Origin of the sequence: Mesorhizobium sp. LNJC391B00, from assembly GCF_000502535.1 — a bacterium.
Taxonomy (GTDB): Bacteria; Pseudomonadota; Alphaproteobacteria; order Rhizobiales; family Rhizobiaceae; genus Mesorhizobium.
In genome coordinates this window covers 131,005-153,500 of the sequence record NZ_AYWI01000014.1, presented here as the reverse complement: position 1 = coordinate 153,500, position 22,496 = coordinate 131,005, and the positions used below count along the sequence as shown (strand labels likewise).

At 63.9% G+C, this 22,496-nt stretch carries 27 protein-coding genes; 15 read left to right on the top strand and 12 right to left on the bottom strand.

Annotation, left to right across the window (positions count from 1 at the left end; translation table 11 throughout):
- Positions 1-76: 76 nt before the first annotated feature.
- Genes X750_RS138820 through X750_RS138845 form a run of 6 tightly spaced genes read right to left on the bottom strand, consistent with a single transcriptional unit; the run spans position 77 to position 5,510 of the window.
- Positions 77-1,687 carry a molybdopterin-binding/glycosyltransferase family 2 protein gene (locus tag X750_RS138820; RefSeq protein ID WP_023748574.1) on the bottom strand — a complete coding sequence of 537 codons (1,611 nt, stop codon included), beginning with the start codon at positions 1,685-1,687 and terminating at the stop codon, positions 77-79.
- On the bottom strand, positions 1,684-2,388 hold the full coding sequence (locus tag X750_RS138825) for an XdhC family protein (RefSeq protein ID WP_023748573.1): 705 nt from the start codon (positions 2,386-2,388) through the stop codon (positions 1,684-1,686). Before X750_RS138825 ends, X750_RS138820 begins: the two co-directional genes overlap by 4 nt.
- Before the next feature lie 2 nt (positions 2,389-2,390).
- Positions 2,391-2,729 (bottom strand): XdhC family protein, encoded by a 339-nt coding sequence (locus tag X750_RS138830; protein WP_023700845.1) that lies wholly within the window; start codon positions 2,727-2,729, stop codon positions 2,391-2,393.
- 57 nt (positions 2,730-2,786) lie between these two features.
- On the bottom strand, positions 2,787-4,052 hold the full coding sequence (locus X750_RS138835; RefSeq protein WP_023748572.1) for a VWA domain-containing protein: 1,266 nt from the start codon (positions 4,050-4,052) through the stop codon (positions 2,787-2,789).
- A gap of 4 nt (positions 4,053-4,056) precedes the next feature.
- Positions 4,057-4,986 (bottom strand): MoxR family ATPase, encoded by a 930-nt coding sequence (locus X750_RS138840; protein WP_023700847.1) that lies wholly within the window; start codon positions 4,984-4,986, stop codon positions 4,057-4,059.
- Positions 4,983-5,510 (bottom strand): flavin reductase, encoded by a 528-nt coding sequence (locus X750_RS138845; RefSeq protein WP_023700848.1) that lies wholly within the window; start codon positions 5,508-5,510, stop codon positions 4,983-4,985. Before X750_RS138845 ends, X750_RS138840 begins: the two co-directional genes overlap by 4 nt.
- Before the next feature lie 179 nt (positions 5,511-5,689).
- Here X750_RS138845 and X750_RS138850 point away from each other — a divergent pair, with 179 nt between their 5' ends.
- On the top strand, positions 5,690-6,766 hold the full coding sequence (locus tag X750_RS138850; protein WP_023748571.1) for a branched-chain amino acid ABC transporter substrate-binding protein: 1,077 nt from the start codon (positions 5,690-5,692) through the stop codon (positions 6,764-6,766).
- On the top strand, positions 6,766-7,785 hold the full coding sequence (locus X750_RS138855; protein ID WP_023748570.1) for a P1 family peptidase: 1,020 nt from the start codon (positions 6,766-6,768) through the stop codon (positions 7,783-7,785). The genes X750_RS138850 and X750_RS138855 overlap by 1 nt, the downstream gene beginning before the upstream one ends.
- 7 nt (positions 7,786-7,792) lie before the next feature.
- On the opposite strand, the gene X750_RS138860 is transcribed toward X750_RS138855, so the two are convergent.
- Positions 7,793-8,047: a DUF2171 domain-containing protein gene (locus X750_RS138860; RefSeq protein ID WP_023711484.1), complete on the bottom strand. Its 255-nt coding sequence runs from the start codon at positions 8,045-8,047 to the stop codon at positions 7,793-7,795.
- Positions 8,048-8,184: 137 nt separating this feature from the next.
- On the opposite strand from X750_RS138860, the gene X750_RS138865 reads away from it, so the two are divergent.
- From X750_RS138865 to X750_RS138880, 4 genes are read left to right on the top strand one after another with little or no spacing between them, the layout of a single operon-like run.
- Entirely contained in the window at positions 8,185-8,910 is a 726-nt protein-coding gene (locus X750_RS138865; protein ID WP_023706468.1) for a DUF2259 domain-containing protein, read from the top strand.
- 56 nt (positions 8,911-8,966) lie between these two features.
- A complete protein-coding gene (locus X750_RS138870) occupies positions 8,967-9,431 on the top strand; it encodes a hypothetical protein (RefSeq protein WP_023711485.1) in 465 nt (154 codons plus the stop codon).
- Between the two features lie 59 nt (positions 9,432-9,490).
- Positions 9,491-10,792 (top strand): adenylosuccinate lyase, encoded by a 1,302-nt coding sequence (gene purB / locus X750_RS138875; RefSeq protein ID WP_023706466.1) that lies wholly within the window; start codon positions 9,491-9,493, stop codon positions 10,790-10,792.
- Between the two features lie 8 nt (positions 10,793-10,800).
- Positions 10,801-11,529, top strand: a complete 729-nt coding sequence (locus X750_RS138880) for a metallophosphoesterase family protein (RefSeq protein ID WP_023706465.1) — start codon at positions 10,801-10,803, stop codon at positions 11,527-11,529.
- A gap of 15 nt (positions 11,530-11,544) precedes the next feature.
- Here X750_RS138880 and X750_RS138885 read toward each other — a convergent pair whose 3' ends face one another.
- Positions 11,545-12,360 carry a VOC family protein gene (locus X750_RS138885; RefSeq protein ID WP_023706464.1) on the bottom strand — a complete coding sequence of 272 codons (816 nt, stop codon included), beginning with the start codon at positions 12,358-12,360 and terminating at the stop codon, positions 11,545-11,547.
- 194 nt (positions 12,361-12,554) lie between these two features.
- Between X750_RS138885 and X750_RS138890 the strand changes: the two genes are divergently transcribed.
- Positions 12,555-13,109, top strand: coding sequence for an alpha/beta hydrolase (locus X750_RS138890; protein WP_023690188.1), 555 nt, complete (start codon positions 12,555-12,557; stop codon positions 13,107-13,109).
- A gap of 19 nt (positions 13,110-13,128) precedes the next feature.
- Here X750_RS138890 and X750_RS138895 read toward each other — a convergent pair whose 3' ends face one another.
- A complete protein-coding gene (locus X750_RS138895) occupies positions 13,129-13,902 on the bottom strand; it encodes an HpcH/HpaI aldolase/citrate lyase family protein (protein ID WP_023669090.1) in 774 nt (257 codons plus the stop codon).
- Positions 13,903-14,029: 127 nt separating this feature from the next.
- On the bottom strand, positions 14,030-14,350 hold the full coding sequence (locus X750_RS138900) for a DUF1476 domain-containing protein (protein WP_023669091.1): 321 nt from the start codon (positions 14,348-14,350) through the stop codon (positions 14,030-14,032).
- Positions 14,351-14,625: 275 nt separating this feature from the next.
- Here X750_RS138900 and purC point away from each other — a divergent pair, with 275 nt between their 5' ends.
- The 5 genes from purC (at position 14,626) to X750_RS138925 (ending at position 17,522) form a co-directional block, all read left to right on the top strand.
- Entirely contained in the window at positions 14,626-15,420 is a 795-nt protein-coding gene (purC, locus tag X750_RS138905) for a phosphoribosylaminoimidazolesuccinocarboxamide synthase (protein ID WP_013532127.1), read from the top strand.
- A gap of 88 nt (positions 15,421-15,508) precedes the next feature.
- A complete protein-coding gene (gene purS / locus X750_RS138910) occupies positions 15,509-15,751 on the top strand; it encodes a phosphoribosylformylglycinamidine synthase subunit PurS (RefSeq protein ID WP_023669092.1) in 243 nt (80 codons plus the stop codon).
- Between the two features lies 1 nt (position 15,752).
- The gene (gene purQ, locus X750_RS138915) at positions 15,753-16,421 is read left to right on the top strand and encodes a phosphoribosylformylglycinamidine synthase subunit PurQ (RefSeq protein ID WP_023711489.1); all 669 of its coding nucleotides are present in this window, start codon (positions 15,753-15,755) and stop codon (positions 16,419-16,421) included.
- A 41-nt stretch (positions 16,422-16,462) separates the two neighbouring features.
- Positions 16,463-16,873 (top strand): hypothetical protein, encoded by a 411-nt coding sequence (locus X750_RS138920; protein WP_023697575.1) that lies wholly within the window; start codon positions 16,463-16,465, stop codon positions 16,871-16,873.
- A gap of 4 nt (positions 16,874-16,877) precedes the next feature.
- A complete protein-coding gene (locus X750_RS138925) occupies positions 16,878-17,522 on the top strand; it encodes a Pr6Pr family membrane protein (protein WP_023748569.1) in 645 nt (214 codons plus the stop codon).
- 12 nt (positions 17,523-17,534) lie between these two features.
- Here the strand turns inward: X750_RS138925 and X750_RS138930 are convergent, their stop codons facing one another.
- Positions 17,535-17,780, bottom strand: a complete 246-nt coding sequence (locus X750_RS138930; protein WP_023748568.1) for a DUF1127 domain-containing protein — start codon at positions 17,778-17,780, stop codon at positions 17,535-17,537.
- A 93-nt stretch (positions 17,781-17,873) separates the two neighbouring features.
- On the opposite strand from X750_RS138930, the gene X750_RS138935 reads away from it, so the two are divergent.
- A complete protein-coding gene (locus tag X750_RS138935; RefSeq protein WP_023748567.1) occupies positions 17,874-19,283 on the top strand; it encodes a PLP-dependent aminotransferase family protein in 1,410 nt (469 codons plus the stop codon).
- 30 nt (positions 19,284-19,313) lie between these two features.
- On the opposite strand, the gene X750_RS1000000166550 is transcribed toward X750_RS138935, so the two are convergent.
- Complete coding sequence (locus X750_RS1000000166550) at positions 19,314-19,478, bottom strand: hypothetical protein (protein ID WP_023669098.1); 165 nt, start codon at positions 19,476-19,478, stop codon at positions 19,314-19,316.
- Between the two features lie 188 nt (positions 19,479-19,666).
- On the opposite strand from X750_RS1000000166550, the gene purL reads away from it, so the two are divergent.
- Positions 19,667-21,898: a phosphoribosylformylglycinamidine synthase subunit PurL gene (gene purL, locus X750_RS138940; RefSeq protein ID WP_023706459.1), complete on the top strand. Its 2,232-nt coding sequence runs from the start codon at positions 19,667-19,669 to the stop codon at positions 21,896-21,898.
- Entirely contained in the window at positions 21,895-22,419 is a 525-nt protein-coding gene (locus X750_RS138945) for a hypothetical protein (RefSeq protein WP_023706458.1), read from the top strand. The genes purL and X750_RS138945 overlap by 4 nt, the downstream gene beginning before the upstream one ends.
- Positions 22,420-22,496 lie beyond the last annotated feature (77 nt).

The window sequence follows — 22,496 nt, the reverse complement described above, 5'->3', positions numbered from 1 at the left end:
CAGAGGGGGGTAGAAGCGCTAAGGCAAGTAAAGAGAGAGCCATACTGCATGGCATGCGTTTTTCGGCTTCGCTTTGTCAATCCTGCAACACGCCGCCGGCGTCTTCCAGCGCCTCGCGGGTGTCGACATCGATCGACGCGCCGTCGCCGATCTCGACGTCGACGACATCCAGTCCCTCGGCCTCGACCAGATGGCGGGCGCCGGTGTCGCCCTCGAGGTGAGCGATCCCTCCAAACAGCGCGCGTGGCAGCAGCACCGGATTGCCGCGGCGGCCGTCATGGGCGGCACGCACCACTGAGCGGCCGCCGTCCCTACGGAAGGCCTCGATCAACCGGTCGAGATCGGCCGATGAGATACCCGGCATGTCGCCGAGGACGATCATGGCGCCGGCCGCCTCGGCTCCAACGCGGGCAATGCCGGCTTTTAGAGACGAGGACAGGCCGTCGGCAAAATCCGGGTTGTCGGCAAAGATCACGTCGAGGCCCGAGAGAGCGGCGTGCACCCGCTCGCGCTGATGGCCGGTGACGACAACGGTGGCAGAAGCCTTGGAATCGAGCGCCCGTTCAGCGGTGCGGCGCACCAGCGGCTTGCCGTCGAACAGCGCCAGAAGCTTGTTCGGCCCGCCCATGCGGCTGGAGCGACCGGCGGCCAGAAGCACGATCTCGACCTTCAGCCCGGCTCTCGCCGGCAGCGGCTCGCGCGGCTGCGGCCTGGTCGGGATTTCCATCAAGAGGCCGCCAACGCCCATGCCGGCGATGTCCTTGGCGGTGACGTCGAGACCGGCGATCAGCCTGTCGAGCACCCAATCGAAACCGTTCTCCTTGGGGCTGCGGGCGCAACCGGGCGCGCCGATGACGCGCTTGCCGTCGAGCGTGCCCAGCACCAGCAGATTGCCGGGATCGACGGGCATGCCCGCGCGGATCACCGTGCCACCTGCTGCCTCGATCGCCGCCGGAACGACATCGTTGAAATCGCTCATCGCCGAGGCGCCGAAGATCACCACCATGTCGTTGTCGCGCGCCAGCGCGGCCGCTGCATCGGCGACGGGCGCAATCTCGTGCGGCGTGCGGCGCTCCGTCGTCAGCCGGGCGCCGGAGCGTGCCAGCCGCGCTTCGGTGACGCGCAGCGTTTTGTCGAGCACGCTGGGCTTGATGCCGGGCAGCATCGTCTGAATGACGCCGATGCGCACCGGATGGTAGGCGTTGACGGCGAAGATCTCGCCGCCGGCGCAGATCTTCGTCACCTTGTCGACCAGAGCCGTGGCAACAGCGAACGGGATGATCTTGACCGTCGCCACCATTTGCCCCGTCTCGACAGGTGCGTGCTGCGCCAGCGTGGCGATGGTGATGGTCGGGTCGACCGCATTGATGGCGTCGATCATGGCGGCATCGACGGTGAAGAGACCGGCGGCCTTGGCATGGAGGTTGACGCGGCCGGTCGCGGCCGGTTTTGCCTCGATGTTGCGGTGGGCCATGCTGGCAGCAATCTTTTCGGCCGCCGCATCCTCGCTGAGGTCATCGGCGGCAAGCACCGCCACGACGATCTCGGTAATGCCGGCCGCCTTCAGCACCGCCACGTCCTGCGTGCTCAGCCTGTGCGCCTTGCGGAAACGCCGCTCGCCCGCCGTCGTGGCATGCGCCAGCACCGCGCCTTGCGCCTGATCGATCGCGATCGGCCCGAACTTCACGCCGCCGCGCCTTTGGCTTCGAGACCGCGCGAGCGAAAGGCGTGGATCGTCTGCGCCAGGATGGCGACGGCGATCTCGGCCGGGCTCGCCGCGCCAATGTCGATACCGATCGGTGCGTGGATGCGGGCGATCTGGTCGGCGCTGGCGCCGAGCGCCAGCAGGCGCTCGACGCGCCTGGCGTGTGTTTTGCGGCTGCCGAGTGCGCCGACATAGAAACAGTTGGCGTCGAGCGCGGCCTTCAGTGCGAAATCGTCGATCTTCGGATCATGGGTGACGGCGGCGAGCGCCGTATAGCTGTCGAGCGGCTGGCGCTTCACCACATCCTCCGGCCATTCGGCATGCAGGGCTACATCGGGAAAACGGTCCGGGGTGGCGAAGGCGGTGCGCGGATCGACGATCTCCAAGGGATAGCCGGCGATCCTGGCCATCGGCGCCAGCGCCTGACTGATATGGACGGCGCCGACTACCACCAGGCGCGGCTGCGGCAAATGCGCGTTGAGGAAGAAGGTGCGCCCTTCAGCCTCGACCGAACCGGAATTGCCGGTGCGAAATGCCTTGGCGATCGCTTGCCCGAGTTCCCCGGCAACCTGGTCGCCTTCGCGCACGATGCGGTCGCGGCCGTCGCCGAGATCGGTGACCAGGATCGCGGCGCGGCGGGCCCGGCGTTCGGCATTGAGCGTTTTGAGAGCGTAGGGATCCATGCCTAACCAAGCCGCTCCACATAGACCTTGATGCGGCCGCCGCAGGACAGGCCGACCTGCCAGGCGGTTTCGTCGGCAACGCCGAACTCCAGCATCTTCGCTTTCCCCGAGTCGATGACGTCCATCGCCTCGCTCACCACAGCACCCTCGACGCAGCCGCCCGAGACCGAGCCGTGGAAATTGCCTTCGGCGTCGATGACCAAGTGGCTGCCGACCGGCCTCGGCGCCGAACCCCAGGTCTCGACCACCGTGGCGATGGCAACATCCTTGCCGTCCTTCATCCAACCTTCCGCGATGATCAAGGGGTCGCGGGCCTCATCGAGATAGATGCTGTTGTCCATGATCGCTTGCCTCAAAGTCTGTTTTCTCTGGGAGCCTGTTTTCGGAATCCAATATGGCTATGCGGCGCGCCTGACACCAGCGTCCAGCCAGCGACGCGGATCGACCGAAGCGGCGGATTTCTTGTCCAGCGAGGCGCAGAGGTCGGCCAGCGCATCGAGATTGTGCACCGAGCGGAACTCGTCGACATGAGGCAGCATCGCTCTGACGCCGCGGGCGCGGGCCTCGAAACCGTCGAAGCGCAATAGGGGATTCAGCCAGATCAGCCGCCGGCAGGTTTTGTGCAGGCGATCCATCTCCTCCGACAGGCCGGAAACATCGTCGCGCTCCAAACCGTCGGTGATCAAAAGCACCACCGCGCCCTGCCCGAGCACGCGGCGTGACCAGTGCTTGTTGAACTCCGCCAGCGTATCGCCGATGCGGGTGCCGCCCGACCAGTCCTTCACCGCCGCCGAGCAGTCGGCAAGGGCGGCATCGGGGTCGCGATGGCGCATCTGCCGCGTGAGATTGGTCAGTCGCGTGCCGAAGACGAAGGTGTGCACGCGCCGCCGTTTTTCGGTCAGCGCATGCAGAAAGTGCAGGAAGATGCGCGTGTACTGGCTCATCGAACCGGAGATATCGGCGAGAACCACCAGCGGCGGATGCACTTCGCGGGCTGAGCGGAATTTCGGCAGGATCAGTTCGCCGCCGGTGCGCGCGGCCGAGCGCATCATGGCGCGTGGATCGATACGGCGGCCATGCAGGTCTGCCTTGAAGCGTCGGGTACGGACCATGTCGAACGGCAGCCGCAGCCGGGCAATCGCCTTCTTGGCGTCTGCCATCTCGTCGGCATTCATCTGGGCAAAGTCCTTGCCGCGCAGCACTTCATTCCCGGAGAAGGTTAGCCGGGCGTCGACTTCGATCTCCGGGATTTCCCTGACCGGCCGATTCTTCTCGTGGCCTTCGAACATGGCCTGGCTGACGCGGTTTTCTGCCGCGCGCGGCTTTTGCTTCTCCCTGGTGTCGGGCGCCACCGGCGAGAACATCACCAGAAGTTTCTCGATCAGCTCGCGCGATTTCCAGAACAGCCGGAAGGCTTCGTCGAAAACAGGGTGATCCTCGTGCCGCGACACCAGCACGGCATGCAGCGTCCAGTAGAAATCGTCGCGCGAACCGATGCCGGCTGCAAGCACCGCCTCGATCCCATCCTTGACCGAAGCCGGCCCGACCCGCATGCCGGATTTGCGCAACGTGCGGGCGAAATAGACAATGTTGTCGGCGATGCGCCCGTCTTCCGTCGCCTCTCTGGGGTCGGTCTCTTTGGGGTAAGCACCCGGCGCCTTCACTGCCCTACTCCGCCGCCGCCAGTTCGGCCTTGACCTCATCGAGGATGCGCCGGCCCTCGCCCGCGCCGATGCGGGCAATGTCGTCCTGGTATTTCAACAAAACGCCGATCGTGTCGGAGACGGTCTCGGGATCGAGCGCCACCTTGTCGAGTTCGGTCAGCGCGCCGGCCCAGTCGATGGTTTCGGCGACACCCGGCGCCTTGAACAGCTCGACCCGGCGCAGCTTCTGGATGAACGACACCACTTCCGCGGAAAGTCGGCTGTTGGCCTGCGGCACCTTGCGGCGCACGATCTCCAGCTCGCGCTCGGCATTGGGATAGTCGACCCAGTGATAGAGGCAGCGCCGCTTCAGCGCGTCGTGGATTTCGCGGGTGCGGTTGGTGGTGATGATGACGATCGGCGGCTCCTCCGCCTTGATCGTGCCAAGCTCGGGCACCGTCACCTGGAAATCGGACAGGATTTCGAGCAGGAACGCCTCGAAGGCTTCGTCGGTGCGGTCGAGCTCATCGATCAGGAACACCGGGGCCGCACCCGCCTTGCCGGTCAGCGCATCGAGCACCGGCCGGCGGATCAGGTATTTTTCGGAAAAGACATTGCGCTCCATGTCGGAGCGGTCGACCGAGCCTGCCGCCTCCTCCATGCGGATCTCTATCATCTGCGCGGCGTAATTCCACTCATAGACAGCGGACGAGACGTCGAGCCCTTCATAGCATTGCAGGCGGATCAGCCGGCGGCCGAGTGCCTGCGCCAGCACCTTGGCGATCTCGGTCTTGCCGACGCCGGCCTCGCCCTCGAGGAAGAGCGGCCGCTGCATGCGCAGCGACAGGAACAGCACCGTTGCGAGCGAGCGGTCCGCGACATAGTCCGCGCCGGTCAGGAGATCGAGCGTTTCGTCGATCGTCCGCGGCGCGGGGCGCGGTTTCAGCTCGGTCATTCTTTCTCCGTTGCCGCCTCTGCTCCGCTCTGCAGCACGTGGTAGTCGCGGGCGTGGTAGATCAGCGGCCGCAAATTATCGCCCATCCGCAGGCCTGTCACCTTGCCAAAAAGCACACGATGGGTGGCGAGATCCTTGGTGTCCATCAATTCGCAGTCGAAAACCGCAAGAGCGCCCTTCAGGGTAGGCGCGCCCGTCGATATGACATCCCACTCGCCAAGCGCGAAACGCTCATCGGCCGACAGCCCGGTCAGGCCTGAAAACGCCACTGATAGCGGCTGCTGGTGCGAAGCCAGCGTGTTCAGCGCAAACCGGCCGTTTTGCACGAACAGCTCGTTCTTGGCATTCTCGCGGTTGAGACAGACGAGAACCGTCGGCGGCGTGTCCGACACCGAACAGGCGGCAATCACCGTCGTGCCGCGTTTGCCGGCGGGCCCGTCGGTGGTCACCACATGGACGTGGCCGGCAAAATGCGCCATCGCGTCGCGATAGGCCTGAGGCCCTATGTCGTTCAACTTCAACACCGATGATTTTCCATAAGCGGGAACCCAAGCGTTATATATGGCGGCACACAATAGGCCACAAGCGAAGTGGTTGACGCCAATCCGCAATTCCCGTGTTGCGCCTGGGGCGGGCAGCCTTTAGGTCTTGGCACAAGAGACGCTGGAAGCATGCGACCGGCACGGAGGAATTCGTCGTCAGAATGCGACCCCTAACAGCTGTAATAGCGGCACTGCTCTGGCTGCTGCCGGCAAGCGCCGGCGCGCAGACTTTGCTTGTCGGCGTCGCCGCACCCCTGTCCGGTCCGTCGGCGATACTTGGCAAGCAGATCGAGGCGGGTGCTGCCCTGGCAGCAGAAGCCAACGGCGCCGAGATCAAGACGGTCGACGATGCCTGCACCGCCGATGGCGGGGCTGCCGCCGCCAGGGAATTCGCCGCTGCGAAGGTCGATATCGTCGTCGGCTTCCTCTGCACCGAGGCGATCCAGGCGGCGCTGCCGATCCTCAAGGACGCCAACATACCGGTCATCACCGTTGGCGTGCGCACCGAAAGCCTGACCGACCGCCGCGCCAAAACCGGCTGGCCGGTCTACCGGCTGGGGCCACGCGGCGACGACGAGCGCAATGCGGTGGCCGGCATCCTGACCCGGCTGTGGCAGAGCGAATTGTTCGCCATCGTCGATGACGGGACCATCTATGGCCGCGAAATCGCCGAGACGCTGCGCGCAGCGGCCGAACAGGCGGCGCTGAGGCCGGTCTTCACAGACACGTTCCGGCCGCAGCTCGACAACCAGATCGGGCTGATTGGCCGGCTTAAGAAATCAGGCGCCACGCATGTCTTTGCTGGTGGCGACGGCGACGACATCGCCATTATGGGCCGCGACGCCGGCCAGCTCGAGGCCGGCATCGTCTTTGCCGGCGGCGAGAATTTGCGCACGCCACCCGGCGATGTGCCTTACGCCGTCGGCACGCTGATGATCGCGCCGCCGGAATGGGCCGATGTCGCCGATCCCACGGTGCTGGCGGCGTTTACGGCCAAAAACATCGCGCCGGATGGCTATGCCTTGCCGGCCTATGCGGCGGTGGAGATTGCCAAGGCGGCCTCGGCCCCGGCCGCGCCCGAGACCTCGGGCAAGGGGCTGGCCGACGCGCTAACCGGGCATGATTTCACCACCGCGATCGGCCCGCTGCGGTTCGACGACAAAGGCGATCTGAGCCAAAACCTCTATCGCGCCTTCCGCTTCGACGGGACGCGTTTCGTGCCGGCGGAGACGAATTGATGTTTCGCACCGGGCCGCGCAATCTGATCACCGATGTCGCCGGCCTGCGCGTCGGCAACGCGTCGGACGCAAGGTTGAAATCGGGCGTCACGACCGTGCTGTGCGATGAACCGGCGGTCGGTGGCGTGCAGATCCTCGGCGGCGCGCCGGGCACGCGCGAGACCGACCTGCTCGAACCGCACAATTCCATCGAGGCGGTCCATGCCGTGGTTCTTTCGGGCGGTTCGGCCTTCGGCCTCGACGCCGCATCGGGCGTGCAGGCGGCGTTGCGTGAAAACGGCATAGGCATCGATGTCGGCGGCTTTCGCGTGCCGATCGTGCCGGCGGCGATCCTGTTTGACCTGCGCAACGGCGGCGACAAGGATTGGGGCCGTTATCCTCCCTACCGCGACCTCGGCTACGAAGCCGCCCAGGCGGCAACAGTCGAATTTCCGCTCGGCACAATTGGCGCCGGCACCGGCGCGCTAAGCTCCGGGCTGAAGGGCGGCCTCGGCTCGGCCTCGACCGTGCTCGACAGCGGCATCACCATCGGCGCGCTGGCCGCCGCCAACCCGACCGGCTCGGTGACGATTGCCCGTACACGCTATTTCTGGGCGGCGCCCTTCGAGATCGGCGATGAGTTCGGCGGGCTTGGTTATCCCTCGCCAATGCCGGACGATGCTAGGCGGATCCTGTTGAAATACCGCGACAAGCGTGTCGGTGGACAAGCCGAGGCCGGTGGCAACACCACCATCGCCGTCATCGCCACCGATGCCGTGCTGTCCAAGGCAGCAGCCAAGCGGCTGGCCATTTCAGCGCATGACGGCTTCGTGCGCGCCATCTGGCCGGTGCACACGCCGGCCGACGGCGATCTGGTGTTCGCGCTGGCGACGGGGAAGAGCGGCATAGAACTCAGTGCCGACGATGCCGTCGATTTCTTTGCCGCCGCCGGCGCCACCATGGCGCGCGCCATCAGCCGCGGCATCCATGCCGCGACGCCGGCCGAAGGCGATCTGTTTGCGGTGTGGTCGTCGCGCTGACTTTCAATCAGGTCGGGTCGGACTCTTCTTCCTCGAAGCTGACCGCGACATCCGAATTCGCCGACAGCCAGACTTTCTGGCCCTCGACCTCGGCAAGCAGGCTCAAGGGAATGTAGTGGTGATGCCCCTGATGGGCGCCCTCGCCGCTGTCGGCCTTGGTCAACTTGATCCGCTCGCCATCGACCCGGTCGACGGTGCCGATGTGAACGCCGTCGGCGCCGATCACTTCCATATGCTCGCGAATCTTGCTGGCCTCATTCATGGGGTGTTCTCCTTTTGAAAACGATCGACGATAACAAACAGAGGCGAAATTGGATGCATCGCCTTTTGAATGGCACGATGTTTTGACTGTCTCGTGATAGGGAACGATCGAACCACGGCAGGCGGAGCGGAACCCCGATGCGAAATCTCGTCCTGATTGGCGTTTGCCTGCTGGTCCATCTGGCATCCGCCATCGCCGCCCGAGCGGGCGATGTCGCCGAGCTTGAAATCCTCGGCTTCAGCAAGGATGGCGGCGTCTTCGCCTTCGAGGAATATGGTGTGGCAGACGGTTCGGGCTTTCCCTATGCCAATCGCCACTACATCAACACCGCCGACGACACGTTCCTGAAGGGCACGCCAATCCGGGTCCGGCTGGAGGATGAGACCGCCTCGCTCGAGACGGCCCGTCAGCAAGCCAGGCAAAAAGGCGAAGCAATCATTGCCCAGGCCGAGCTTACCGCCAACCGCGGCATCACCGCCGGCTTCAACCCGGTGACCGAACTGTCGGCCGACCCGTTCCGCATGGTGGTGAACCCACGGCCGATCTTTTCGCCGGTCGACCCGCCGCTGGAATTCCGGCTGGACGAGATCGGCATGAATGACACCGAAAGCTGTCAGAGCCAGGGCGAGGTCAACGGTTTTCGCCTGCTGCGGATCGAGGCCAGGGATGGCGGCCAGACCCATCTGCTGCATGAGGATAAATCGATCCCGAAAAGCCGTGGCTGCCCGAACGGCTACAGGATCGGCGCGGTGCAGACGTTCTCGATGGACAGCATCAGCGCCTATGCGGTGCTGATCGCGGTGCGCCAATACGGCTTCGAAGGGCCGGATTTTCGCTGGATCGCCGTGACCGGACGCCTGTGACAGCGCTCGATCAATCCAGCTGGCGCAAGCGCGCCGGAAATCGCGTCAGCCGCGCCATACCATCGACGGGCGCGGCGCTTGTCGGCGCCTTGCTGTGGGCGATGGCCATGGGCGCCAGCGCGCTGACCGGTCTTTGGCTCGACAGTTGGGAGACCCCGGAAAAGATCCGCTTCGTCGTCCTGCTGTTTGCGACCGGCGCGGCATTGGCCTTTCCCGTCGGGTTGTTCGCGGCGCGGCTGGTCTCGCTCGACCGGCATTGGGAGGTGGCGTTCGCCGCCGCCTTCGTCTGCCTGCTTGCCACGACGCTCGCCTTCACCGGCGGGTTGTTTGCGCTGCAATACCGCTCCTATTATGCCGAATGGCACGCGGAGGCCTTCACCGCCCGGTGGGCGTTCGAACTGGTCTTCACCTCGCTGACGGCGCTCTACCAGTTCGTGGTGCTGGGTATCAGGCTCTATTTTCCGCTCGGATTCATCGCGCTTGCCGCCGCCAGCGTGTGGTTTGCACGCCAGCAGCGTTGAGCATTCGGTCCGCCTCTGATAGGAGGCGCACTTAACCACCGACATATCAGGACTGACGGATGATCCCTCGCTATTCCCGGCCGGAAATGGTCGCCATCTGGTCGCCGGAAACCCGCTTCCGCATCTGGTTCGAGATCGAGGCCCATGCCTGCGATGCGCTGGCCGAGCTCGGCGTCATTCCCAGGGAAGCCGCCAAGACCATCTGGGAAAAAGGCGGCGCCGCCCAATTCGACGTCGGCAAGATCGACGAGATCGAGGCCGTCACCAAGCACGACGTCATCGCCTTCCTCACCCATCTCGCCGAATTCGTCGGGCCGGATGCGCGTTTCATCCACCAGGGCATGACCTCATCGGATGTTCTCGACACCTGCCTTGCGGTGCAGCTCGGCCGCGCCAGCGATATCCTGCTGGCCGACCTCGACGGCCTGCTCGCCGCGCTGAAGCGCCGGGCCTTCGAGCACAAGGACACCGTCACCATCGGCCGCAGCCACGGCATTCATGCCGAGCCGACCACGTTCGGCGTCAAGCTGGCGCAGGCCTATGCCGAGTTCTCACGCTGCCGCGAGCGGCTGGTGCACGCGCGAGAGGATATTGCCACCTGCGCCATATCGGGCGCGATCGGCACCTTCGCCAACATCGATCCCTATGTCGAAGAACATGTGGCGAAAAAGCTTGGGCTGAAGCCGGAGCCGGTGTCGACGCAGGTCATCCCTCGCGACCGCCATGCCATGTTCTTTGCCACGCTCGGCGTCATCGCCTCGTCGGTCGAGCGGCTGGCGACCGAGATCCGCCATCTGCAGCGCACCGAGGTGCTGGAAGCGGAAGAGTATTTTTCGCCGGGCCAGAAGGGCTCGTCGGCAATGCCGCACAAGCGCAACCCGGTGCTGACCGAAAACCTCACCGGCCTTGCCCGCATGGTGCGCTCCATGGCCTTGCCGGCGATGGAGAATGTCGCGCTCTGGCACGAGCGCGACATTTCGCATTCCTCGGTCGAGCGCATGATCGGCCCGGACGCCACGATAACACTCGATTTCGCGCTGTCGCGGTTGACCGGCGTCATCGACAAATTGCTGGTCTATCCCGACAACATGCTGAAGAACATGAACAAGTTCCGTGGCCTTGTGCATTCGCAGCGCGTGCTTTTGGCGCTGACGCAAGCCGGCGTCAGCCGCGAGGACGCCTACCGCCTGGTGCAGCGCAACGCCATGAAGGTATGGGAACATGGCGCTGATTTCCTTGAGGAATTGTTGGCCGACAAGGAAGTCACCGCAGCGCTGCCCGAAGCCGAGATCCGCGAGAAATTCGACCTGGGCTATCAGACCAAGCATGTCGATACGATCTTCAAGCGGGTTTTCGGATAGGATCTTCCATGCGGCTGGATGTCCTTTCCGACATCCATGGGAATCTGCGCGCGCTTGAGGCGGTTCATGCGCAGATCAAAGACGCTTCTCCCGACATCATCGTCAATCTGGGCGATTGTCTCTCCGGGCCGCTATGGCCTGAAGAAACCGCGCAATATCTGATTGCACAGAATTGGCCGACCGTGCGCGGCAATCACGACCGTGTGCTGGTCGAGCCGCCTGCTTCCGGGTTGGAAGACGTCGATGCTTTCACTCACCAACGCCTGTCCCAGGCGTCATTGACCTGGCTCTCGGCATTGCCGGTCGCCCTGTCGCCTGCCCCGGACATCCTGCTTTGCCACGGCAGCCCGAGTGACGACAACGTGTTCCTGCTCGAGCAAGATGGAGGCAGCCACTTCCACCCGTCCAATGAAAAGCAGATCAGGCACAAGCTCGGCAGCGCCGGCGCCGGGCTGACCTTGTGCGGCCATACACATACGCCGCGCCTTGTGCGCTTGTCGGACAACCGGACAATCCTCAATCCCGGCAGCGTCGGCGTCCAGGCATTCCCCGGCCTGACCGTGACCGGCAGTCCGCATGCCCGCTACGCCATCGCGACGCGCAAGGACGGACAATGGTCGTTCAGCCATCACGTGGTCAATTATGACTGGACCGAAGCATCCGGCCGCGCCACGGCGACCGGATTCGACAACTGGGCGCACGGGCTGCTGACGGGCTACGCCGCCGGCTCGGTGTAGGACCCGAACCGCCGCTCAGCCTGCGGTGCCCGGCACGGTGCGGATAACCGTGCCCCACGGATCTTCACGGCTCGTTTCCTCGGTTGCCTTGTCCGAGCGCATCTCGACCCAGGCCAGCCCCGAGCGGGACGGATCGCGGCGGCCGGCGCCGGCGCTGTGCCACGAATTGCCACCGATATGATGGTGGTAGCCTCCCGACGACAGGAACACCGCCTGCCCTCCATACTTAGCGACCGTGTCGAAGCCAAATTCGTCGTGCCACCAGGCCTCGGCATCTTCCGGCCGGCCGACGCGCAGATGGACATGGCCGATAATGCTGTTTTGCGGCGCGCCCTGCCAGCCGGCGTCACCGGCCGGCACGCTGCCAACCACGGCGGCCAGATTCAGCCGCTCGGTCGCCATGGCGATCTTGTCGCCGTTCCACTTCCACTCCTGCGGCAGACGGTCCCTATAGATTTCAATGCCGTTGCCTTCGGGGTCGGTCAGGTACAAAGCCTCGCTGACCAGATGGTCGGAGGCGCCCTCGATGCGGATCTTGTTGGCGGCGGCATGGTTTATCCAACGGCCGAGATCGGCGCGGCTGGGCAGAAGGAAAGCGGTGTGGAAAAGGCCGGCGCTGCGCGGATCGTCGGGCTTGGCCGCTGCGTCAGGCTCGATGACCAGCAGCGGGCGCTCTGCAGCGCCCAGCGTGATGGCGCCATCGGCGCGGCTCAATTCCTGCAGGCCGACAACAGCCCGGTAGTAATCGGCAAGTCCTTCGGCGTCGCGCGCCTTCAGGCCCACGCGTGAAACGCTGACGGGGGTCGTCGCGGCAAAAGGCAGTTCGCTCATAAAACTCTCCGTTCAGCGCATTATCCCAGGCCGCGCCACCAGTCTATTCTGTTGTCGATCTCTTCCTGCCTCAAATCGTCGATCCTGATCGTTCACACAAGATGGAAAGAATCGAACAGGTTGTTCACGATTGTGATGCACCGCATGCGTCAGCGCGGGTTGCACGAGACACGGCCGCTCGCTATCTCAGCGCCATGAAAGTCAAAGACGCAGATATTCTGATCGTGCCGGGCTACACCAATTCCGGCCCCGAACACTGGCAGACACGCTGGCAGTCGAAACTGTCGACGGCGCGCCGGGTCGAGCAGGCGGAGTGGTCGAAGCCGGTGCGCGAGGACTGGACGACGAGCGTGGCGAACGCTGTCAACGAGGCCGAGCGGCCGGTGGTGATCGTTGCCCATTCGCTCGGTGTGGCGGCCGCGGTGCAGGCCATTCCGCAGTTCAGGAAGCCGGTCGCCGGCGCGTTTTTTGTCGCGCCGCCCGACGTCGCCAACCCGGAGATAAGGCCGCGTCACCTGATGACCTTTGGTCCCTATGCGCGCGAACCGCTGCCCTTCCCGTCCATCGTCATCGCCAGCCGCAACGATCCGTTCTGCGCCTTCGAGGTTGCCGAGGACATTGCCGCTGCCTGGGGTTCGCTGTTCATCGATGCCGGCGAAACCGGTCACCTCAATGAGGATGCCGGCTTCGGCCCGTGGCCGGAAGGGTCGATGACCTTCGCCAAGTTCCTGACCGACCTCAAGGCCTGACCGGGCAAGGCACCACGCCTCAGCCCTTTATCGAATCGTTCATGCTTTTGATGAGTATCTTTGCGCCGAGCGAAATCAGCGCATGGTCCGAGCCCATCGCCAGCAGCCGGTAGCCCATCGCCACGACGCGGCCGGCAATCGCCGGCTCAACGACGTAGATCGCCGCATGCTTGCCCGCCTTGCGCGTCCGCTCGGCGATGGAGGCGACGGTTTCCATCATGCTTTCCAGCGTCGAATTGACGGTGGCGCCATTCGACCAGGCGATGGAGAAATCCGATGGGCCGAGGAAGATGCCGTCAATGCCCGGCGTGTCGAGGATGCCGTCCAGCGCATCGAGTGCGGCGCGCGTTTCGACCATGGCAAAGGCCATGGTGCGTTGATTGGTGTCGCGCAGCCATTCGGCGTGGTCGCCTTTGCCATGGCGCGGAAAAGCATAGGTCGGGCCCCAGGAGCGCTCGCCCATCGGCGGATATTTCATCGCCGCGGCAAAGAGTTTTGCATCGGCCACCGAATTCACCATCGGTGCAATCACCGCCTCGGCACCGAAATCGAGGGCGCGGCTGGCCATGTCGAAGCGGCCGACCGGAATGCGCACCAGCGCCGGCTTGTTGGCGGCCAGCACCGGCACCAGGCCGCGCAAGACCGAGTCTTCGTGGTGTCCGCCATGCTGCATGTCGAGCGTGACGGCGTCAAAACCCTGCTTGGCGATGATTTCGACCGTCAAAGCGTCCGGAACGCCGGACCAGGCGGTGAACAGCGTTTCATCCGCCGCCAGGCGTGACTTCAGGGACATGGGTGCTTTCCTCGTTGGGTAGAGCCTTGTAACAGGCCTACGCACAGTTTCAGCCGGAAAAGGCTGAAAAGGCAAAGAAAAACCGCCCGGCTGGACCGGGCGGTCGATTGGTCCAGCGCTACTCGCTCTAGGTGTTCTTGATCTGCTCGATCGCCTGCGCCATCAATTCGTCCATGGTGCGGCGGATCTGGTGATCCGACTGGTCGACGCCGGCGGCGTCGAAATCCTTGCGGATCTTGCGGAATACGTCGTGATCGCCAGCTTCCTCGATGTCGGAAACCACAACTTCCTTGGCATAGGCGTCGGCGTCAGTGCCGGACTTGCCCAGCTTTTCGGCTGCCCACAGGCCAAGCGCCTTGTTGCGGCGTGCCGAAGCCTTGAAGCGAAGTTCTTCGTCGAAGGCGAATTTGCGCTCAAAACCCTCTTCGCGGTCTTTCATGCTGCTCATGGCTTCCCTCCGATGAAATCGATTCGCGTTGGTGATGGATATGTGTGCTGCCGCAGCACAAACCAAAAGGGCGCGGGCCGGTCAATATGCTACATCGCTTGCTGCGCTGCGGCATTTCATTCCTGAAAGCGGTCGATGGAAAGGATTTGCCGATTGAGCAAACGCTGTGATTGGGATAGACCCGGCATTGAACCCCACCCGTCGCCGCACCAATTTAGGCAGACGGACAGGAACTGGTCGCTTGCCGCCTGCCCGCAAATCCAGAGAAAAATCAGATGAAAAATCGCCGCCGCATTTATGAAGGCAAGGCCAAGATCCTCTATGAGGGACCGGAACCGGGCACACTTATCCAGTTCTTCAAGGATGATGCGACCGCATTCAACAAGAAGAAACATGAGGTCATCGACGGCAAGGGTGTGCTCAACAACCGCATTTCCGAGTACATCTTCAACCATCTGAACCGCATGGGCATTCCGACCCACTTCATCCGCCGGCTCAACATGCGCGAGCAGTTGATCAAGGAAGTCGAGATTATTCCGCTCGAAGTGGTGGTGCGCAATGTCGCCGCCGGCTCGCTGTCCAAGCGCCTCGGCATCGAGGAAGGCACCGTTCTGCCGCGCTCGATCATCGAATTCTATTATAAGGCCGATGCGCTCGACGATCCGATGGTGTCGGAAGAGCACATCACCGCTTTCGGCTGGGCAAGCCCGCAGGAGATCGACGACGTCATGGCGCTGGCCATCCGCGTCAACGACTTCCTCTCCGGCCTGTTCATGGGTGTCGGCATCCAACTCGTCGATTTCAAGATCGAATGCGGCCGCCTGTTCGAGGGCGACATGATGCGCATCGTCGTTGCCGACGAGATCTCGCCGGATTCGTGCCGGCTGTGGGACGTGGCAACGCAGGACAAGCTCGACAAGGACCGTTTCCGCCGCGATATGGGCGGCCTCGTCGAAGCCTATCAGGAAGTTGCCCGCCGCCTCGGCATCATGAACGAGAACGAGCCGCCGCGCCCGACCGGCCCGGTGCTCGTCGCCTCGACCGATGGCCTCAAAGGCAAGCCGCACTAAGTCTTCATTTCTTGACGCAATTCCGGACGAAAAACCGCTTCAGACTTTTCCTGGAATTGCTAAGTCTTCGAACAGGAACCTGTCCAGCATGATCAAGGCCCGCATCACCGTCACCCTCAAGAACGGCGTGCTCGACCCGCAGGGAAAAGCCATAGAGCACGCTCTGTCCGGACTGGGGTTCGGCGGCGTCGGCCAGGTGCGGCAGGGCAAGGTCTTCGACCTCGAGCTCTCGGAGACCGACAAGGCCAAGGCTGAAGCCGATCTGAAAGCCATGTGCGACAAGCTGCTGGCGAATACGGTGATCGAGAATTACGCGGTGGAGATCGCTTGATATGAAATCAGCTGTCGTTCTTCTCCCCGGCCTCAACCGCGACCGCGACATGATTGCGGCGCTGACCAAGATCTCCGGGCAGGCGCCGGCGACCGTCTGGCAGACCGACACCGAAATCCCCGATGTCGACCTGATCGCCATTCCCGGCGGCTTCTCGTTCGGCGACTATCTGCGTTGCGGCGCCATTGCCGCGCGCATGCCGGTCATGCGGGCGGTGGCGGAAAAGGCGGCCAAGGGCGTCATGGTCATCGGCGTCTGCAACGGCTTCCAGATCCTGGTCGAGGCTGGCCTTTTGCCCGGCGCGCTGATGCGCAATGCCTCGCTGAAATTCGTCTGCCGAGAGGTGAAGCTCGAAATCGCCAACGCCAACACCATGTTCACCCGCCGCTACCAGCCGGGTCAGATCATCCGCACGCCGGTGGCGCATCACGACGGCAATTATTTCGCCGACGCCGACACGCTTGCCCGTCTCGAAGGCGAAGGACAGGTGGTGTTTCGCTATGCCGAGGGCAGCAATCCCAATGGCTCGATGAACGACATTGCCGGTATCGTCAGCGAGAAGGGCAATGTGCTCGGCCTGATGCCGCATCCCGAAAACCTGATCGAGGCAGCGCATGGCGGAAGCGACGGCCGCGCCCTGTTCGAAGGCGCGCTCGGCATCGCCGCCTGATATCTCTTCGAATTCCTTTCAAAACGCGGGGGCGGTTGACCATGAGACTGATGATTGTTCGCCTAGGTCCCCTGGCTGCTGCCGGCTTGGCGTTGGCGTCCTGCCAGTCCAGCCCGAAGAGCGCGCCGGTCCCCACGGGCAAGAGCGCTTCGCTGCTGGCCATGGAACAGGTAGCGATATCGGCCCACAAATGCTGGATCGCCAGCAAGGATCCCGCCTTCAAATCCTATCAGATGGCCAATGAGCTGAATTCGTTCAGCGGCACGCCCCGCTTCCTGCTGGTGCCGGCCAAGCATTATGGCGGCAAGCCGCTGCTGGTCGTCCAGGCGCAAGGCAATTCCAGCCGCGTCGACGTGTTCGGTCCGCTGATGGACGATCCGCTCGGCGCGCGCATCGGATCCGACATTGCGCGCTGGCAAACGGGCAACCCCTCCTGCAACGCGGCCGCCTGACGCCATGGGCCGCTTCCTGCAGTTTGCGGGATTGGTCATAGGTCTGGCCGGGCTTGTCCTGCAAGCGTGCATCACCATCCCGGCATCGATGGAGGCCGGCCGCAGTTTTCTCGGCTCCATCGTCTTTCTGTTCAGCTTCTTCACCATCCTGACCAACATCGGTGCGGTGCTGGTCCATGTCTCGCTGCTGTCGCCTTCGGGCTACGCCTGGCTGCCCGCCTTTGCCGGACCGCGGATGCGGGCCGGCGTCGCCGTGTCCATCGCGCTTGTCTTCATCGTCTATGCGACGGTTCTGGCGCAGCTCTGGCAGCCGCAGGGGCTGTTCCTGCTCTGTGACGTGCTGCTGCACTATGTGACGCCGGTGCTGTTCGTGCTGTGGTGGCTTATTGCAGGCGCTGACGGCAGGACACGCTGGAGCGACATTTCGTGGTGGATGGCCTATCCGATCGCCTATCTCGCCTATGCGCTGGCGCGCGCACCGATCGCAGGCGAAGTGCCCTACCCGTTCCTCGACGTTGCGAAAAACGGCGCGGCCAACGTCGCCCTTGCGGCGCTGGCCGTCACCGGTGTTTTCCTGGTGCTGTGCATCCTCGCCGTGCTTGCCGATAAGGGCGTCTCACGCCTCAGGGCTCCGGGCACACGCCGCTGACCAGACTACAAGTTAGTCCCAGAATCGCCTGATGCCTTCGCGGTGAGCGTCGTCACGCGACACACCGATGTCCCTGAGCTGCTCGTCGGTCATTTCGAGCAAAGCCAGGCGGCCGCGACGGCGCTCGATCAGCACGTCGATCCATCGCGCCAGCGATCTGACCACATGCACGATCCGGCCGACAAAGCCTCGCCGGCTGGACGGGCAAGGCCCGACGAATTCAATGCCCGCGCAGCGAATTGTCTCGATTGTATCCATTGTCTTTCTGCCAACCTTGCAAATTGTACCCATCTTGGTACGGTTCTGATATGCATTGACACCCGATCTGGTGCAATATACAGAATTGTCACCATGACAAATTGGCTCCCTGACCTCACCATCGGTTCCGGCCCGCTTTACCAGCGCCTTGCCGACAGCATCGAGTCGGACATCGACAAGGGCGTCATCGATGCCGGGGCAAAATTGCCGCCGCAGCGCGATCTCGCCTATGATATCGGCACGACGGTCGGCACGATCGGCCGAGCCTATCAGCTGCTGCGCGAGCGCGGCCTGGTGAGCGGCGAAGTCGGTCGCGGGACCTATGTGCTGGCGCAGCAATCGGAAGCGTCACCCGAATTCGCCGAGCCTGCCGTGCAAGGCACGCGCTATGTCGATGCGCCGCCCGGCAAACTGCGTTTCGACAGCACTGCCGCGCCCGACATCGGCCAGGGCGCCATTGTCGCTGACATGCTCTCGCGCACGGTGCAGGAACACCCGCACGAGATTTCGAGCTACACCAGGGATTTTCCGGAGCGCTGGTTCGAGGCCGGCGCCCGGTGGCTGTCGCGCAATTCGTTCCGTCCGGCGGCCGACACCATCGTTCCCACGCTTGGCACGCATGCCGCGGTGATGGCGGCGATTGCGGCACTGACCACGCCGGGCGACTATGTCGTCTTCGAGCACCTCACCTATTCGCAGATCGCCCGCAGCGCCGGGCTGATCGGGCGGCGCATAGCACTGGTGGCATCGGACGAAGAAGGCCTCGATCCCGAGGATTTCGAACGCGTCTGCGCGCAGAAGCACCCGAAGATGATCTTCCTGATGCCGACGGTGCAGAACCCGACGCTGGCGATCCTGTCGGTTTCGCGCCGCGAGGCGATCGCCCGCGTCGCGCGCGCGTACAATGTCATCGTCATCGAGGACGATCTCTATGGCGGCCTGACCGAAGATCCGACGCCGCTCATCGCCGAATATGCGCCCGAGCGCACCATTGTCGCCGGCGGTCTGTCGAAATCGGTCGCGGCAGGTGTTCGCGGCGGCTGGCTCTCCTGCCCGCCCGCCTATCGCCATCGCATCCGCGTCGCCCACAAGATGATGACCGGCGGAATGCCGTTCCTGCTGGCGGAGGTGAATGCGCGGCTGGTGCTGTCAGGGCAGGCTGGCGATATCCGCAAACGCAGCATTGCCGAAATTGCCGCCCGGATCGCCATCGTGCGCGAGACACTGGCCGGTTTCGCCTTCAAGTCACACGGCAGCGTGCCCTTCGTCTGGCTGACGCTGCCCGATCCCTGGCTGTCCGGCACTTTCAGGAGCGCATGCCTCGAAAATGGCGTGCTCCTCGACGACGAGGACGAGTTCAAGGCGGGGCGTTCCGAGCAGGTTTTTCACGGCGTGCGTTTCGGCGTCTCGCAGCCAAGGCGGCGCGAGGACATCACCGGCGGCGTCGCGGTGATCCGGCGGCTGCTGGAGGAAGGCCGCGCCGGCTACGACAGTTCGTCCTGACTCGATCCTCCTGTATCCCGATCTTCAGGTTCAGCCCTCTGCCTTGAAGTTTTTGGCTTCTTTCGCGCCCTTGTCCTTGCCGTGCTTCTCGGCCAGGTCCTTGGCCTGCTTGGGCGAAACGTCGGTGGTCTCGGCAATATGCATGGCCTCCTTGTCGGAGAGGCGATTGTCTTTCTTGCCTTGCTTGGTGGCCATGTCGAAATCTCCTGATTGGTTTGAGGCCTAACGGCCGGGATGCCATAGCGTTCCCCAGCGGCTCCCCGCTACCATCGTCGCCCTGTGGTTTTCCGGCGTTTTTCGTCATCCAATGGGGTGTATCACGCCAAAGCTTGCGATATGAGGGGACTCAAATTCCCCTCTCCCATGGACATCAATCGCCGCCCATGACCATTTCCAATTCCGTGCCGATCACCCCGGAACTCATAGCCGCGCATGGGCTGAAGCCCGACGAATACCAGCGCATCCTCGATCTGGTCGGGCGCGAACCGAGCTTTACCGAACTCGGCATCTTCTCGGCGATGTGGAATGAGCACTGCTCCTACAAATCCTCGAAGAAATGGCTGCGCACGCTGCCGACCACCGGGCCGCAGGTCATCCAGGGTCCGGGCGAGAACGCCGGCGTGGTCGATATCGGCGACGGCGACTGCGTCGTCTTCAAGATGGAGAGCCACAACCATCCCTCCTACATCGAGCCCTACCAGGGTGCGGCGACCGGCGTCGGCGGCATATTGCGCGACGTCTTCACCATGGGCGCGCGGCCGATTGCGGCGATGAACGCTTTGCGCTTCGGCGCACCGGACCATCCCAAGACCAGGCACCTGGTCAGCGGCGTGGTTTCCGGCGTCGGAGGATACGGCAACGCCTTTGGCGTGCCGACCGTCGGCGGCGAGGTCAATTTCGACGCCCGCTACAACGGCAACATCCTGGTCAACGCCTTTGCCGCGGGCCTCGCCAAGACCGATGCGATCTTCCTGTCGGAAGCCAAGGGCGTCGGCCTGCCGGTCGTCTATCTCGGCGCCAAGACCGGGCGCGACGGCGTCGGCGGCGCCACGATGGCCTCGGCCGAGTTCGACGACAAGATCGACGAGAAGCGCCCGACCGTGCAGGTCGGCGATCCCTTCACCGAAAAATGCCTGCTCGAAGCCTGTCTTGAGCTGATGGCGTCTGGCGCCGTCATCGCCATCCAGGACATGGGTGCGGCCGGCCTCACCTGTTCGGCGGTCGAGATGGGCGCCAAGGGCGACCTCGGCATCGAGCTTCACCTCGACCAGGTGCCGGTGCGCGAAGAGCGCATGAGCGCCTATGAGATGATGCTGTCGGAGAGTCAGGAGCGCATGCTGATGGTGCTGCGCCCCGAGAAGGAAAAGGAAGCCGAGGCGATCTTCCACAAATGGGGCCTCGACTTCGCTATCGTCGGCAAGACCACCGACGATCTGCGTTTCCGCGTCATCCATCAGGGCGACGAGGTCGCCAATCTGCCGATCAAGGACCTTGGCGACAAGGCGCCGGAATATGACCGCCCCTGGGTCGAGCCGAAGAAGCCGGCGGCGCTCGCAGCCGGCGATGCGCCGAAGGCCGACGTTGCCGATGCGCTGTTGAAACTGCTCGGCGGGCCGAACCTGTCGTCGCGCCGCTGGGTGTGGGAGCAGTACGACACGCTGATCCAGGGCAATTCGCTGCAGCTTCCCGGCGGCGACGCCGGCGTGGTGCGCGTCGAAGGCCATCCGACCAAGGCGCTCGCCTTCTCCTCCGACGTCACGCCGCGCTATTGCGAGGCCGACCCGTACGAAGGCGGCAAGCAGGCGGTGGCCGAATGCTGGCGCAACCTCACCGCCACCGGCGCGCTGCCGCTGGCGGCCACCGACAACCTCAATTTCGGCAATCCGGAACGGCCTGAGATCATGGGCCAACTGGTCGGCGCGGTGAAAGGCATTGGCGATGCCTGCCGGGCGCTCGGCTTCCCGATCGTGTCGGGCAATGTCTCGCTCTACAACGAAACCAATGGCCAAGGTATCCTGCCGACGCCGACCATCGGCGGCGTGGGGCTGATTGCCGACTGGTCGAAGATGACCCGTATCGGCTTTGCCGCCGAGGGCCAGATGATCCTGCTGGTCGGCGCGCCCCCAAGCTGGGGCAGCCATCTCGGCCAGTCCGCCTATTTCAGAGACATTCACGGTCGGACCGACGGGCCGCCGCCACCCGTCGACCTCGCCCATGAAAAGCGCGTCGGCGACCACGTGCGCGCGCTGATCGCGTCGGGCGTCGTGACCGCGGCGCATGACCTTTCCGATGGCGGCCTGGCGATAGCCCTGGCCGAAATGGCGATGGCGTCCGGCATCGGCGCCACCATTCCGGGGCTCGCCGGCACCGACCCGATCCCGGTCTGGTTCGGCGAGGACCAGGGCCGCTACCTCCTGACGCTGTCCGTCGATCCGCAGAGCAAGGAATGGGACGCCATCCGCGACGAACAGAGCAGGCTCGGCATCTTTGCGCCATGGATCGGCTCGACCGGTGGAAACGAAGTGAAGCTCGGCGATGCCAGGGCGATCCCGGTCAGCGAATTGACCGCTGCCCACGAAGGCTGGTTCCCGAACTTCATGGACAAGTCCAGTTGACCAGCCTGGCAGCCCGGACGCTGATCGCAGTCGTCTTCTGGCCGTCGCTGTTCTTCTTCTGGTTCCTCGGGCCGTTCGTCTTTTTCCTGCTGTCGACGACCTCGAGCGAGGTCTGTCCGCTGCTGGAAAGGCGTGACCAGTTCCTTGAGGCGGCCAATGGCACACTGCAGATGCTGGCCTTGCAAAGTCTGATCTATGCGATCCCCATCGTCTGCCTGGTGCTGTGGAGCCGCCTTTTGCCGAACCCGGCGCGCGCAAGGCATGTCGCCACCTGCATCAAGCTATTTGCCATTGCGGTCATTACCGGCGCGCTGTGGGAATACGGGTCATCGCTGATCTGCGACGGCTATGGCCAACCATTCTTTTCGCCCTTGTGGCAGATGACCAGCTATCTCCCGATTATCACCCTGGCGCTCAACATCCCGCTCTATGTCCTGGTGTTCAGCCTTGGCCGGGGGTTCTCGACCCGCGACGACATTACAGAAGATGGTGTGGTTCACCCGCGGCAGGATGGCCCTTAGACACTGCGTCGCCGACAGAACGGCTTCAACCCGGACCAGAAAGGCTTTAGGCTGCCGTCCGAGTCACTCGTGCCTAG